Annotated in this window: 11 protein-coding genes; 10 read left to right on the top strand and 1 reads right to left on the bottom strand. The window is 36.1% G+C overall.

What is annotated here, in order from left to right:
- Nucleotides 1–5 precede the first annotated feature (5 nt).
- From PVV63_RS06240 to PVV63_RS06255, 4 genes are read left to right on the top strand one after another with little or no spacing between them, the layout of a single operon-like run.
- Nucleotides 6–1049 carry a hemin-degrading factor gene (locus tag PVV63_RS06240; RefSeq protein WP_273791108.1) on the top strand — a complete coding sequence of 348 codons (1044 nt, stop codon included), beginning with the start codon at nt 6–8 and terminating at the stop codon, nt 1047–1049.
- 18 nt (nt 1050–1067) lie between these two features.
- Nucleotides 1068–1970, top strand: coding sequence for a hemin ABC transporter substrate-binding protein (locus tag PVV63_RS06245; protein WP_273791109.1), 903 nt, complete (start codon nt 1068–1070; stop codon nt 1968–1970).
- 5 nt (nt 1971–1975) lie between these two features.
- A complete protein-coding gene (locus PVV63_RS06250; RefSeq protein ID WP_273791110.1) occupies nt 1976–3073 on the top strand; it encodes an iron ABC transporter permease in 1098 nt (365 codons plus the stop codon).
- Nucleotides 3070–3903: a heme ABC transporter ATP-binding protein gene (locus PVV63_RS06255; protein WP_273791111.1), complete on the top strand. Its 834-nt coding sequence runs from the start codon at nt 3070–3072 to the stop codon at nt 3901–3903. Before PVV63_RS06250 ends, PVV63_RS06255 begins: the two co-directional genes overlap by 4 nt.
- A 1173-nt stretch (nt 3904–5076) precedes the next feature.
- Here PVV63_RS06255 and PVV63_RS06260 read toward each other — a convergent pair.
- Nucleotides 5077–6051, bottom strand: coding sequence for a phage tail protein (locus PVV63_RS06260; RefSeq protein WP_273791112.1), 975 nt, complete (start codon nt 6049–6051; stop codon nt 5077–5079).
- A gap of 3353 nt (nt 6052–9404) precedes the next feature.
- On the opposite strand from PVV63_RS06260, the gene thiC reads away from it, so the two are divergent.
- The 6 genes from thiC to PVV63_RS06290 are packed head-to-tail and all read left to right on the top strand — an operon-like array spanning nt 9405 to nt 14517.
- Nucleotides 9405–11240 (top strand): phosphomethylpyrimidine synthase ThiC, encoded by a 1836-nt coding sequence (gene thiC / locus PVV63_RS06265; RefSeq protein ID WP_273791113.1) that lies wholly within the window; start codon nt 9405–9407, stop codon nt 11238–11240.
- Nucleotides 11237–12187: a glycine oxidase ThiO gene (thiO, locus tag PVV63_RS06270; RefSeq protein ID WP_273791114.1), complete on the top strand. Its 951-nt coding sequence runs from the start codon at nt 11237–11239 to the stop codon at nt 12185–12187. The genes thiC and thiO overlap by 4 nt, the downstream gene beginning before the upstream one ends.
- A gap of 3 nt (nt 12188–12190) precedes the next feature.
- Complete coding sequence (gene thiS / locus PVV63_RS06275; RefSeq protein WP_273791115.1) at nt 12191–12388, top strand: sulfur carrier protein ThiS; 198 nt, start codon at nt 12191–12193, stop codon at nt 12386–12388.
- Between the two features lie 4 nt (nt 12389–12392).
- Nucleotides 12393–13166 carry a thiazole synthase gene (locus PVV63_RS06280; RefSeq protein ID WP_273791116.1) on the top strand — a complete coding sequence of 258 codons (774 nt, stop codon included), beginning with the start codon at nt 12393–12395 and terminating at the stop codon, nt 13164–13166.
- On the top strand, nt 13163–13768 hold the full coding sequence (locus PVV63_RS06285) for a thiamine phosphate synthase (RefSeq protein WP_273791117.1): 606 nt from the start codon (nt 13163–13165) through the stop codon (nt 13766–13768). Before PVV63_RS06280 ends, PVV63_RS06285 begins: the two co-directional genes overlap by 4 nt.
- Complete coding sequence (locus PVV63_RS06290) at nt 13759–14517, top strand: hydroxymethylpyrimidine/phosphomethylpyrimidine kinase (RefSeq protein ID WP_273791118.1); 759 nt, start codon at nt 13759–13761, stop codon at nt 14515–14517. Before PVV63_RS06285 ends, PVV63_RS06290 begins: the two co-directional genes overlap by 10 nt.
- The last annotated feature ends 103 nt before the right edge of the window (nt 14518–14620 follow it).

The following is a 14620-nucleotide window of genomic DNA, read 5'->3' on the forward strand; positions in this document are numbered from 1 at the left end:
AGCCCATGTCATACACAGCCGAAATGATTATTCGCTTGCGTGAAGAAAAAAAAGAGATGCGTAACCGCGATTTCGCGGACTCTATTGGTATATCCGAAGCAGAACTCATTGCGGCTTATTGTACAATTGGAAAAGCAAAAAAACTACGCGCTGATGTCGCTACTCTCTTGGAAAATGCTCCTAAACTTGGCACAGTTATGGCATTGACACGGAATGATAATGCTGTCCATGAAATAACAGGATGTTTTGAGAAAATTGTTCAAAGCCAGCATATCCCGATAACACTCGGTGAAATTGACTTGCGTGTTTTTTCAAAAAAATGGAAGTTTGGTTTCGAGCATGATGTGATTATTCTCGGAACACCTATGAAAAGTTTGCAATTCTTTGATCAATATGGCATTGCCATTTTCAAACTCTATTCTAAAGACGCAACAAATATGGAAGAATGGGCTGCACTTGTTGAAAAGTTGCTTCATGACGATCAATCACCTGTACTTGATATTTCTCCCGTTCTTACTCCAGTACAATGTGATACGACAAAGCTGGATGTTGAAAAGTTCCGAGATCGTTGGCGCCAGATGACTGATGTGCATCAACTTCATGAGATTATTTCTGAACTGAAAATTAATCGACATGATGCTGTAAAACATGTCGGAAATGAGTTTGCCGATGAGTTAAAAATAGAAGCTGTTGAAATGATGCTCAGACAAGTTGCACAACAAGAGTTACCAATTATGTGTTTTGTTGGTAATAAAGGATGTATTCAAATTTTCACTGGGCAAGTAAAGAACATTAAGCAAATGGGACCTTGGCTTAATGTTCTCGATCAGAAATTTCACCTCCATTTACTCGTTTCTGGATTTTATAAGGTATGGCGTGTTCGCAAGCCTACGATTGATGGGTATGTCAGCTCACTTGAAGTTTTCGATAAAGCTGATGAGATGGTTATTCAATTCTTTGGCGTACGCAAGGAGGGACAAAAAGAACGTGACGATTGGCGCTCTTTATTGAATAGTTTGCCATCATGCCAAGAAAACAGCAGTAACTAAGATAAGGTAAGGTTGGACATGTTCATATCTCTTTTACATAGGTTATCAAACCTTTTTCTTATGTGTTTACTGCTCTCTCTTACTTGTTTTTCTAAACAAGTAATTGCTGAACCTGCAACGCGTTTTCCTGAAAATGCTCGAATTGTTTCTATCGGCGGAGCACTTACAGAAATTGTCTATGCATTAGGAGCCCAAGATCAACTTGTCGCCCGTGATAGTACAAGTGTCTACCCACAAGAAGCGCTCAAGCTTCCTGTGCTTGGATATATGCGTGCTCTTTCACCTGAGGGTGTTTTATCACTTGCTCCAGAGGGTATATTGCTTGTTGAAGGAAGCGGTCCCGCTTCAACAATTGATATTCTCAAAAAAACATCGATACCTCTGGTGATCATACCAGAAGACTACTCCCGTGAAAATGTGATAGAAAAGATTCGCCTCGTTGGTCAAGCCATTCATCGGGAAGTGCAAGCCGCGGCGTTAATTGAGAAATTGAAGCGTAATTTTTTAGACAACGATGCGCTTTTGGCGAAAGTAACAAGACCAAAGCGTGTTCTTTTTGTTTTCTCTGTGCAAAATGGACGCGTCATGGCATCTGGAACAGGTACTGCAGCTGATAGTATGATAAAACTTTCAGGCGCTATCAATGCTATCACCGATTATAAAGGATATAAACTTCTCAACGGCGAAGCGTTATTGAAATCAGATCCCGATGTTATCTTACTTGTAAAACATGGTGCAAGATCAACCAGCATTGATAAGATTTTAGCCATACCGGCAGTTCAAGCAACAACTGCAGCAAAAAATCATGCCATAAAACAGATGGATGCCATGTATTTTTTGGGATTTGGTCCACGCACTGCAGACGCATCAAGAGAGCTTATTGAGATACTTTATGGTGCAAATCAAAACGGTAAGAGTTGATAAAAATGGTAGACGGTACATCCATGATGCATTTACCTGAAGCAAAAGAAGGTAAAAAAATAAGCCGTTCAAAGCAGGGGAAGATTTTATTATTAAGCTTAATAATCTTCCTTATCTTCAGTATTTTTGGTGGGCTCTTGAATGGTGCTGCAAAAGTTTCTTTCGTTGATCTCCTCCATGTGATGCTTACACAAGATTTTTCGGTAAGTAGTAAAACGCGTGATTACCTCGTGCTCATAGACATAAGGCTTCCCCGTGTTATCTTGGGATTATTGATTGGAGCAGCTTTAGCTGTCTCCGGTGTTCTTATGCAAGGGCTTTTTCGTAATCCTCTTGCAGATCCCGGAATTGTAGGTGTATCAGCAGGTGCTGGACTTGGAGCAGTCTTAGCAATTGTTGTCGGCATTGCTTTTCCTGTTTCATTTGCACCTTTTCTAGAGCCTTATAAAGTTATCATAGGTGCTTTTTTTGGTGGACTTTTATCAACGATTATTCTCTACATAATAGCAACGCATAATAGCTTTACCTCTATTGCAACCATGCTGCTTGCTGGTATTGCTCTTGGTGCATTAAGCAGTGCAGTTGTTGGAACATTGATTTTTATCGCAAATGACCAACAACTCCGTGATATCACTTTTTGGAGTCTTGGCTCTCTTGCGGGCGCTACATGGTTGAAAGTATGGCTCGTTTTCCCTTTCATCGTTATTGGTCTTCTTTTCTCTCCCTTTTTATCACGAGCACTTAATGCCCTTGCTCTTGGAGAAGCTGTTGCTGGCCATATTGGTTTCCATATTCAACGCGTTAAAAATATTGCTATTCCCCTTGTTGCTCTTATGTGTGGTAGTGCTGTTGCTGTCAGTGGTGGTATTGGTTTTATTGGTATTATTGTTCCTCATATTTTACGTCAGCTCATTGGTCCTGATCATCGCTATCTTATTCCCTGCTCTGCTCTCTTGGGAGCAGCATTACTTATTTTTGCTGATACGTTTGCACGCTTAATTGTTGCCCCCGCAGAATTGCCGATTGGAATTGTAACAGCACTTTTTGGTGCACCTTTCTTTCTATGGATCCTTATATGCAAACGAGGAACAGACTTTTCATGATTGAAGCGACAAATATTTGTGTTCAGCGCAGAAAGAAGCAGATTCTTAAACACATTAATCTTCAAGCTAAAAGTGGTGCTTTTACCATTATTATTGGTCCTAATGGATCAGGAAAAAGTACTTTTATCAAAGCTCTGAGTGGTGAAATTCCTTACAGTGGAAAAATAACCTTAAATGGTTGTGATGTATGCCAAACAAAAACTCATGAAATGGCAAAAATGCGTGCTGTGCTACCACAATCAACAACGCTCGTATTTCCATTTTTAGTTCATGAAGTTGTAGGACTTGGCCTTTCTGTAAACCAATTTACCATTGCCAAAGCAGAATTGCAAAATCTTATCCAGAAAGCTTTAGAGTGCGTTGACCTTTCTGATTATGGCAACCTGTATTATCACCAATTATCAGGTGGAGAACAAGCTAGAGTACAACTTGCCCGTGTACTTTGCCAAATCTGGAAACCTGTTCATAATGGGATTCCTCGCTGGATGATATTAGATGAGCCTATTGCTAGCCTCGATATTCAACATCAAATCATCGTTATGGATATTGCTAAACAATTCGCCCATTCTGGTGGCGGCGTTCTTGCTGTTCTTCATGACCTCAATCTCGCGGCACATTATGCAGATAACATGATCTTGCTCAAGGACGGAGAAATTTATTGCGAAGGAAATGCAACGAACGTTTTGACAACACAAAATCTCCGCGATGTTTATCATTGTTCTTTAAACGTTTCTGAATTACCTAAAGAAGATATCCCTTTTGTACTCCCTCAAACGGCATCCTCCTACGAAATTAGACCTCTAAGCTATCGGCTTCAATCTAAAAACTAAAGTCCATAGCAAAATAAAACACGAAAATATTTAAGAATCTTTTTTATTTTTATATGAACTCCTTTTTGTCATCTGTCATTTTAAACAAGAAGACTAAGCACCCTAAAGATATTTTTAGAAAAAAATACTCGTTTAAAATCTTCAAGATTTTACGTAACTAAAAACATGTGAAATTTTATTTTGCTATCACACTGTTAGATAGTAGAATTTATACAACATACATATGCATTTCCCACTCTTTCTATCACTTTTATCTTTATAAAAATGATTCAAGAAATGTGTACAAATGCCTTTGTTATAATAATGGGGTGTATTATTTATATCTTCTAAGGACCATATAGAAATCAAGTACCTTTCTCCCATCCATAAAAGATTTATCTGTAGCTTTAATAGTAACATTTTCTTTAAAAGATATATATATATATATATAATACTTTAGCTTTCTGTATAAATAAATATTGATTTATAATGATATTTTTTATTTTCCTCTCTCTCTATATATATAAAAAATTGTTTGTTGGCATATCACAAAAAGTTAACCTATTGAATAAAAACTTTAAAATAAACTCAATAACGCTTCTTGTAAGCCCCTTAATGCAAAAAAAATGCGGAATATAGAGATAGGGAGAAAGTATAGAAAAAGTGTTTGTCTGCTGCTTCACAAGCATAACGACGATTCCACTCAAGGGAGTACTATCATTTACAGATAAAGCCTACACCATGGCAATGCAAAGAAATGAAATCGACAACAAGATAAGAGATATCTTTATGAGACGAATTAACTCATACAGGGGTATGCTATTTTTGCACAAAAAAATGCTAAAAATATTGTACTTTTTTATGCCTCAGGTTGAATAATTTTATCACCTTACCCCCTATCAAAACACCTTATGAAAAAATACATCCCAGATCACTTCACGGCACAATTTAAATAAGTTTTACACATTTTCTCTATGTTATCATACAATTATAAAAAAATCATGATTTTCTTTTTCTTATAATAAGTTATATCCTTAACTCTTTCTTTCAATCATTTTAAAATTGTTTTTTTGACTCCCTCAAGTATCGTATTAACAATATAGATTTCCTCTTCATAGACGAAGAAAATAACGCGGAATTGCTCCGCGCTAACAAAATTATCAGGGTGTATAGATTATTATTACTCAAACATACTCATGATTTTATCGCATAGACAACGGTTGTATTAACAGGACGCGTTTCTGCCTCACCCGTATGGGAAAGAGTTATCTTGTGTGTATGTGCGCCAGCAGAACCTGTTTTCCCTTTCAGGGTCGCATCATAGGTATAATGATTCGGTAGTCTCCCAATATCACCAGTTGGCCATCCAACTCCTTTATACTCAAAACTATGCGCATGCTCGCCTGCATTTTCAATGCTTCCAATATGCGTATGCGATTTTACGCTATCTTGTTGTTCATCTGCAAATTTTCTACCACCATCTAATCCCCGACCATTATCAAAGCCGCGTAAAAACATGCCTCTAAAATCAGGAACTTTAAACGTTTTATAGCTGTCTTTACCCCATTTATCACCTATTGCCTTGAATAACTGCGGATAATCTTCACGCTTATAGGCCTTACCATCACATAAAAGCCAACCATTTGGCACATTTTGCATAGCAAATGTTGCAATGAATCCAGCAGGAAAACTTTCTATCTTTGGTGGTGTAGGATTTAATAAATACCAACCCTCATGCTCTTTAATTAAAACACCATTATTGTATATCATTTCATAAATGCCATCTGTTTGAAATTCTCCACCTTCTAATGGCATAACCCCCGCATCAGTGGCTTTATAGATACGCTTTTCTCCTATATTATTAACAGTTATTGTTGTCGCGCCAATATTTACACCACAAGCTTTAAAACGTATGACGATATCATCGTTGTATTTCTTTATAGGTGAAACTGTCTTTAAGGTAATTAATGTTGTTTTATCTTCCACATTTACTGTAAAGCTTGAATTAATAGAACCACCATTATCTGCAAGATATTCACGCACGCGCTGCATCATCGCCCGTGCACTATCATTAACAGAACTAGGCGGCTGACCTTCTGCCCAATTAATGATACTATCTGAATAAGCATTTTCATCAGCCTTTAGAGACCAATCGTAAATATTAGACATTATAAATCCCCCTTTATTTTCATAGTTTTTCTAACAACTTCTCGTTCTGTGCACTAACTCGTTCTGTGCACTAAAATGTGCCGCCGCTGTTGATTGGTATATCATAACCACTGCACCATTTGTATTTACGCATTTTACCTCTCTTCACTCCTTGTAATTTAATAACTTGTAATTTAATAACCTAAATTCACCAGATGCTTTACATAACATTAGTATTAATGCTTTCTCTTCTAATGTGTAATGTAATCACCTCATCTGATGTTACTTAATATCTTTTTTGTTGCTTTGCTGTTGTTATATACTTATTTTTCAAAGCTTGCTTCTTATTGCAAAATTTATAAATACTGTTCAGAATTTTCCTTATTATGGATTTCATATAACCATTATTGAATGTAATAACTTATCATCCACATAGAAAGTTTCTAACTTAAACATTATCTTTTTTTATTTTTTCAATAGTTTAAATCTATTTCGTCGATATTTTATACCATGCATTTTAAACAAAAAAACTCTATCTTTTGGCTATCATTTGTATTAAAATTTATCTTCGAATTCTTTGCATGCTTCATTATGTTTTTACTCACATGCAGATGCTTTGTTCTATTTTATTCAATTTATTTCTGAAATTGTGTTACAAGATTAGCCCCAATGTTTTTTTGAACAAACTTTCGTTCAATCCAAATGCACCATAGAGAATATATTCAATATGGCCATTTCTTCACACTTTCATTGAACTGGAAATGAAATACTTTGAAATACTAGAGAAATATCACACACCTTCACCAAATTTGAAAGTTGCATACAATCCGAAAAACATTAAAAAGCACAAACCAGCGCCCTCCCCCAATTTTTATGAACAATATCCTTGTTTTTTAAACGCCCCGTAATCAACTTCTCCCCTCCCACACTTAGCATATCTCCCTCTATATATACTATTATATGTATATCTTTTTTGCAAGAACAATAAATCATTCTAAACAACATCTTGCAATTATTGGTGTTCTTCTTAATCCATGACAATATCAAAAAGCATTCTCTAAACTGTTTTGCTAATTCATCTGCTTCATCAATCCAAACAAAAAATACGCTCCATCGATTTAACACTTGCTATACCCTTAACTATCAAAGAAAACACCTTACAAAATCTTGCATAAGTAGCCAGACAATTGGACTATCCATGGCTTGTTTTTTCCAAATAAAATATCCCCTCCACTCATTACCGACTTTATTTTCAGTGTTCTCTGCACCTTGAACTTCTATCTTCCCTTTAAAATATACATCATTTATTAGCTACACCCTTTACCAGCTCTCGATGGGGTTATTTTTACTGTTTTTGAAGTTATTGCTATATTTTCTAATGTCAGAAACATTTTCTTTAGGTAATAAAAAACTCAGAAATTCTAGACTTTTTACATACATAACGCTAATATATAACCTTACAATACATGAATAAAATGTGATCTATTCTACAAAATATAATACGTATTGATGAATCAACAAAACCAACACTCAAAAAGAAAGATGGAAATATGAGTTTTGGAGATCTTATCGTATGCAGTATATTAGGATTTTTGTTTACAATCTTTTCATTGGGGGGATGCTTAAAATCGTTACAGTAGAATTGAAAAAAGAATAGTTTAGGTGTCCTTTTCTATTCCTTCCAGCATTTACCTCATTATTTAGTATAATTGTACTACTTAAATATGATCTTTTTAACAAGATTTAAAAGATAAGCTGTTTTTATATCATTCATAAGGTGCATAACGAGTTTTATGATGTGAGTAGGGTAATGCAAAGCGATTATAGAATGCTATGATACTGCAGATAAAGAATTCACTAACGAATTTATTTATGAATCTCTTGTCAACACATTTGTCTATCTTTGGGGTGCACCAATCATCACTGGCTGTATAGCTGCAGCTTTTATATGGCTACCATTTATAATACTGTTAATAATAGTAATATTGGTGGGAATTTGGTTACTCTTCCTCATAATTCCCTACTTATTCAAAAATTGGTTTTCGGCTTTATTAATCATCATAATAATAATTCTTTGTTTGTGTTTATTTTAATTATTAATAACCATTTATAAAAAAATACTGTAGCGTTTCATATGGAATTTATTGTCTATAAAAATATTCTATTTTGTTTATTTCCTCTTTTATTGTTTAAAAATTGTTTTTCCGTAAATTTATTCAATTTTTATCTTGTTTCATTATAATAATTATAATAGAATTACATTATAAGTAGTATTTTTTATTGCATATAAAACATAATTAGTTATTTTTTATATGTTTTTATATGTAAATATTGTTGCACGATATCATATGGCTCTTAAATGAATTTACGTATACTTTTGTGCTGAGATACATCCTTTTGCTTTCCTCTCTCTTCCAACTATTTAAAATTGTTGATGAAATTTCAAGATAAAAAGCCTTTGTGCATTTTCATCATCATTTTTTAATTCAGCTTACGATTTTCAAAACATTCAAAACAATATTATTTTTAATAATAAAGATTAGGTATTGTTTCACGCTTTTGTTTATCGCATTCTTAATGGGAACATCCCCCTCATGAAGAATAGAATGCTCCAAACAAAATATAATGATATTGCATATTACGCACTTTTTAAAGAAATATTGCTCAAAATATACTCCTTTTATTTTACGACAGCGCACGTCAATAATAAAATAGTAAGCCATTATAGATCACCAGCGTTAAGCTTTTGAAGATACAAGCTGGAACCCATTATACATTTTGTTGGCCCTACGTTTTGACAGCCTCACATCTTAGAATGTTCATTAAATGACATTTGGCTTCCTTTCTTCAAGTATTTTGCCCCATACGCCCCCACTTATGACGTGCAAGGAAGTAATTTTATATGAAAAGATGTATGATGAGAGAATTTTATGGTATTCTGAGTTATTATTTTAATATGAAAAAAATCTCAATCAGAGCCATAAACTATCTAATTTTTCCCTGATAATCCGTTTTTAACTTTATTCTGGTTTATAAAAGCTTCAATATCATAGTTTATCACTTCATAATATCTATTTTCACTCTTAAAAACACACCAAAATCGTTTAAAATATATTTTTATGATTGACAATATAGATATTTAAGCCAACCATATTCGTATTAACAAAAATACTTCAAGTGGGAGGAGGAATGCAAATATTAGAATAGATATTGTATCAATTTTCAAAATAACTTTTCTTGAGCTGTATTGGATTTTCTTTGCTACAAAGCAATATTATTCCTATTCACCCGAATGCTCGTGATTGATAATTTGAATACATCTCCATTAACATCGCAACCTATTTTTGAACTCTGTGTCTATAAGGAAAAAGTTTGTGCAGAAAAATACTCCATCAATCAGTTGTAGCCCCTTTCCCGCTTCACGCAAAATTTATCAACAGAGCCTTCTCTTTTCTGATGTGCGCGTACCATTGCGTGAAATTTCACTGACTGATGGCAGTGGTGAAAAACCTTTAAACGTCTACGATACTTCTGGCCCCTATACAGATAAAGATATGATCATTGATATTACAAAAGGCTTGCCAGCAATTAGCTTACCTTGGCTCTCTAAGCGGGATGATACTGAAACTTATCCTGCACGATTAGTTAAACCTGAAGATAATGGATTGACTTCTGATAAAAATCTTACACCAGCCTTTAAACAAAAACGTCCTATTTTACGAGCAAAAAATGGCAAAGCAATTACACAAATGGCTTACGCACGCGCAGGCATTATTACCGAAGAAATGGAATATGTGGCTATACGAGAAAATGAAGGATTAGCAGTAAAAGAACGGCAGAATGTACCATCAAATGAAACATTTTCTGGATCAATACCAGAAATTTATACTGCCGAATTTGTTCGCAATGAAATTGCTTGTGGACGCGCCATTATTCCACAAAACATTAATCATCCAGAGTGCGAACCCATGATTATTGGGCGTAATTTCCGTGTTAAAATTAATGCCAATATTGGTAATTCAGCAGTAACGTCATCTATGGAAGAAGAAGTTGATAAAATGGTTTGGGCCATTCGCTGGGGAGCAGATACAGTTATGGATCTCTCTACAGGACGAAATATTCACAATATTCGTGAATGGATTATCCGAAATTCTCCTGTGCCCATCGGAACAGTCCCTCTTTATCAAGCACTCGAAAAAGTACAGGGTATTGCCGAAAACTTAACATGGGATATTTTCCGTGATACCCTTATTGAGCAAGCAGAGCAAGGTGTTGATTATTTTACCATTCATGCAGGATTAAGATTACCATTTATTCCTATGACCATTGATCGTGTAACAGGTATTGTTTCACGAGGCGGTTCTATTATGGCAAAATGGTGTCTCCATCATCACAAAGAAAGCTTTCTCTATGAACATTTTGATGAAATTTGTGATGTTGCAAAAACATATGATATCTCTCTTTCATTGGGGGATGGATTGCGCCCTGGCTCTATTGCCGATGCCAATGATGAAGCCCAATTTGCAGAGCTTAAAACTTTGGGAGAATTGACAAAAATTGCTTGGAAAAAAGATGTACAGGTTATGATTGAAGGTCCTGGGCATGTCCCAATGCACAAAATTAAAGAAAATATGGAGCAACAATTAGATCTTTGTCATGAGGCGCCTTTTTATACTTTGGGACCTCTTACAACGGACATTGCTCCTGGTTATGACCATATTACATCAGCAATTGGTGCCGCTATGATTGGATGGTTTGGAACTGCTATGTTGTGTTATGTAACACCTAAAGAACACCTAGGACTCCCCGATAGGAATGATGTAAAAACTGGTGTGATCACTTATAAAATTGCTGCTCATGCCGCTGACCTTGCTAAAGGTTTGCCTAGAGCACAATTGCGCGACAATGCTCTTTCGCGTGCACGATTTGATTTTAGATGGCACGATCAATTTAACCTTTCTCTTGATCCAGAAACAGCCTGTGCCTTTCATGATGAGACAATGCCTAAAGAAGCCCATAAATTAGTGCATTTTTGTTCCATGTGTGGACCAAAATTCTGTTCTATGCGTATTTCCCATGATATTCGTGAGGCAGCTGCAATAAGAAAAACAAAAGGGGAAGGTATGATCGCCATGGCCGAAAAATATCAGAAAAATGGTGACCTTTATATGGAAACTGTTCCTCCTCAAAAAAAGAAAGTAAACAGTTGAAGAACATTCTTATCAAAGGTGCAGGTGTAGGCGGCTTAACAGTTGCCTTTATGTTACAGCAAAAAGGTGCTTCTGTTACTGTATCGGCCCCCCCTCATTCACCTATAGGAAGTGCTAGTTGGTATGCAGGAGGAATGCTTGCACCTTACTGTGAAAGGGAAAGTGCAGAACAAATTGTTGAAGATCTTGGTGTACAAGCTATACAATGGTGGCGTAAAACGCTCCCCAACCTTGTCATACAAAAAGGCACTTTAGTGGTTGCACCTACACGAGATAGAGGAGAGCTTGAACGATTTTCTGTGCGTACGCATAATCACAAAACCGTAGATAATACAGAAATAGCTCATCTTGAACCAGATCTTGCGGAACGTTTTAACTGTGCACTCTTTTATGAAAATGAAGCCCATATTGATCCTCGCAAAGCACTTATGGCTTTAAAAGAAAAGCTTCTCAACAATGGAGCCTGTTTTGTTGATGTAGAAATAGCTGAAAAAAAATTTGATATTGTTATTGATGCGACAGGAATAGCACGTTTAGGAAAAGATAAAAATATACGGGGCGTACGTGGTGAAATGCTTCTCGTGCGCTGCACCGATATTAAAATTTCGCGTCCAATTCGTCTTCTTCATCCACGGTTTCCTCTCTACATTGTACCTCGACAAGATAATATTTTTATGATTGGTGCAACGATGATTGAAAGTGACTTTGATGGTGCAATCTCTGTAAGATCAATGATGGAACTGCTCAACGCGGCTTATACTTTACATCCTGCTTTTGCTGAAGCAGAAATTATTGAATCTGGCGTTGGTGTTCGTCCATGTTATCCTAATAACTTCCCTTCTGTGCATAAAGATGGTAACTTTATTTCTATTAATGGATTTTATAGACATGGTTTTCTGTTGTCTCCAGAAATGGCAAAACGAGCAATGGAATTGGCATTGGAATAAAACATGCAAATATTTGTTAATGGTGAAACAGTCCAAACAGAAGTTATGACTCTCGGTCTCTTGCTTGAAGAATTGGGGTATGAAGGAAATTGGCTTGCAACTGCTGTTAACGCTGAAGTTGTTCCCATAGATGCACGAAGCCAATTTGTCTTGCATGAAGGAGATAAAATTGAAATTTTAAGCCCAATGCAAGGAGGCTAAAATTATGCTGAATCTTTATGGACGACAATTCTCTTCCCGTCTTCTATTAGGTACAGCGCAATATCCTTCACCAGCAATCCTTCGTGATGCTATTCATAAATCGAATACGGAAATTGTAACTGTTTCCTTGCGCCGTGAAACTGCAGGTGGAAAACAAGGTGGACAATTTTGGAAATTTCTTCAAGAACTTGGGGTAACAGTGCTTCCTAATACTGCTGGTTGTTATACTGTTAAAGAGGCCGTAACCACAGCCCAATTAGCAAGAGATCTTTTTAAAACGGCTTGGATTAAACTCGAAATTATCGGTAATTCAGATACCTTACAGCCAAATATTTTTTCCTTAATCGAAGCTGCTCAAATTTTAAACAATGAAGGTTTCAAAATTTTTGCCTATACAACGGATGATCTCATTGTTGCTGAAAAACTTTTTGACATTGGTTGCCGTGTTATTATGCCTTGGTGTGCTCCTATTGGTTCTGCCAAAGGACCTCATAATACTGATGGATTGCGTTCTATCCGTGCTTACCTTCCTGATGCTACTCTTGTTATTGATGCCGGCATTGGACGCCCATCACATGCCGCCATTGCGATGGAACTCGGTTATGATGCAGTACTGCTTAATACCGCAGTTGCTAAAGCAGGTGATCCTGTCTTAATGGCTGAAGCATTTTCTAAAGCTGTTCAAGCAGGACGTATGGGATATAAAGCTGGCATGATCGAAGCACGCAGTGTAGCAGTCCCTTCAACGCCAATCATTGGAAAAGCAGTATTTTCATGAAACTGGATCCATTTTACCTCATCGTTGATAACGCTGATTGGATTGAACGTTTGCTTCCTCTTGGTATCAAGCTCGTACAATTGCGTATGAAACATGAAAATCAACAAATAATCCGTCAACATATCAAGCGTGCAAAAAACATATGCAATAAATTGGGAGCACAATTAATTATTAATGATCATTGGGAAATAGCAATTGATGAAAAGTGCAATTTTATTCATCTGGGACAAGAAGACCTGAGCAATGCTGATCTTCACGCAATTCGTAAAAGTGATATAAAAGTTGGTCTTAGTACACATGATGAACATGAATTGGATACCGCACTCTCTGCTAATCCTGAGTATATTGCACTTGGTCCTATTTATCCGACAATCTTAAAAAAAATGAAATGGATGCCGCAAGGATTAGAGAAAATCAAACAATGGAGAAAGCGGATTGGTGCTTTACCTTTGGTGGGTATTGGTGGTTTAACACCAGAACGCGCAGTTGGTGTTTTAAAAGCAGGAGCAAATAGTGCTGCTGTTGTGACTGATATTATCCTCCATAAAAAACCTGAAGAGCGTGTACAGCAGTGGATAAAAGTGACACAAACATGGCGTTGATACCTTCCATTCTTATTGTTGCGGGCACTGATCCAACAGGAGGTGCTGGTATTGTTCGTGATATAGAAACCTCTGCGCATTTTCAAATAAAAGCAAATTTAGCAATTACTTGTGTTAACGTACAAGATGATAATCGCGTTGTCGAAATCATTCCAATGCGTGGAGACCTCGTCGCTGCGCAAATGCGTGCTGCCCTAGAAGCAAATCCAATAAGCGCAATAAAAATCGGTATGACGGGGACAAAAGCAATTATAGCAGCAATCTGTAACGTACTCAAAGACTATCCCCATGTTCCAGTTATTTTGGACCCTGTACTTGTCGCTTCATCAGGAGGAAAACTAATAACGGAAACAATCATCGACACTATGATCGATAAACTGCTTCCTCATGTTGATCTTTTAACACCGAATAGAGAAGAACTCGCTCTTCTTAGCCAAAGTCCATTGGCATCTCATGATAAGCAAGCAATACAACAAGCAAAAAAACTTTTGTCATTGGGAGCTCGCTCTATTTTAGTAAAAGGGGGACATGCGGAGGGGCCTCTTGCAATTGATAGCTTCATTGACAAAACTGAAGTCATAAATATCTCTACTCCACGTTTAAAAGGAACAATGCGAGGAACAGGTTGCATTCTCTCAAGCGCTATTGCAGCGCATTTAGCATTAAATGAACCTCTCATTTCAGCGGTAAAAAAAGCAAAAGAATATATCCACACATTGCTTTTAACCCATTGTAAAAATAGTTTATAACGTCTTAGTATTTTTCTCATATAAAATTAATATTTATATATTCATTAATATATTTATTTTTTAATAAAAATTATTTAAAAAATATAATAATAAAAAAATTTAT

Origin of the sequence: Bartonella sp. CM31XJBT (genome assembly GCF_028618555.1) — a bacterium.
Taxonomy (GTDB): Bacteria; Pseudomonadota; Alphaproteobacteria; order Rhizobiales; family Rhizobiaceae; genus Bartonella.

Excerpts from the sequence above, each read along its gene's own strand:
- PVV63_RS06280 (WP_273791116.1), top strand. The coding sequence starts at position 12,393 with ATGCTGAATCTTTATGGACGACAATTCTCTTCCCGTCTTCTATTAGGT.
- PVV63_RS06250 (WP_273791110.1), top strand. The coding sequence starts at position 1,976 with ATGGTAGACGGTACATCCATGATGCATTTACCTGAAGCAAAAGAAGGT.
- PVV63_RS06245 (WP_273791109.1), top strand. The coding sequence starts at position 1,068 with ATGTTCATATCTCTTTTACATAGGTTATCAAACCTTTTTCTTATGTGT.
- PVV63_RS06290 (WP_273791118.1), top strand. The coding sequence starts at position 13,759 with ATGGCGTTGATACCTTCCATTCTTATTGTTGCGGGCACTGATCCAACA.
- PVV63_RS06255 (WP_273791111.1), top strand. The coding sequence starts at position 3,070 with ATGATTGAAGCGACAAATATTTGTGTTCAGCGCAGAAAGAAGCAGATT.
- PVV63_RS06260 (WP_273791112.1), bottom strand. The coding sequence starts at position 6,051 with ATGTCTAATATTTACGATTGGTCTCTAAAGGCTGATGAAAATGCTTAT.
- PVV63_RS06285 (WP_273791117.1), top strand. The coding sequence starts at position 13,163 with ATGAAACTGGATCCATTTTACCTCATCGTTGATAACGCTGATTGGATT.
- PVV63_RS06240 (WP_273791108.1), top strand. The coding sequence starts at position 6 with ATGTCATACACAGCCGAAATGATTATTCGCTTGCGTGAAGAAAAAAAA.
- thiS (WP_273791115.1), top strand. The coding sequence starts at position 12,191 with ATGCAAATATTTGTTAATGGTGAAACAGTCCAAACAGAAGTTATGACT.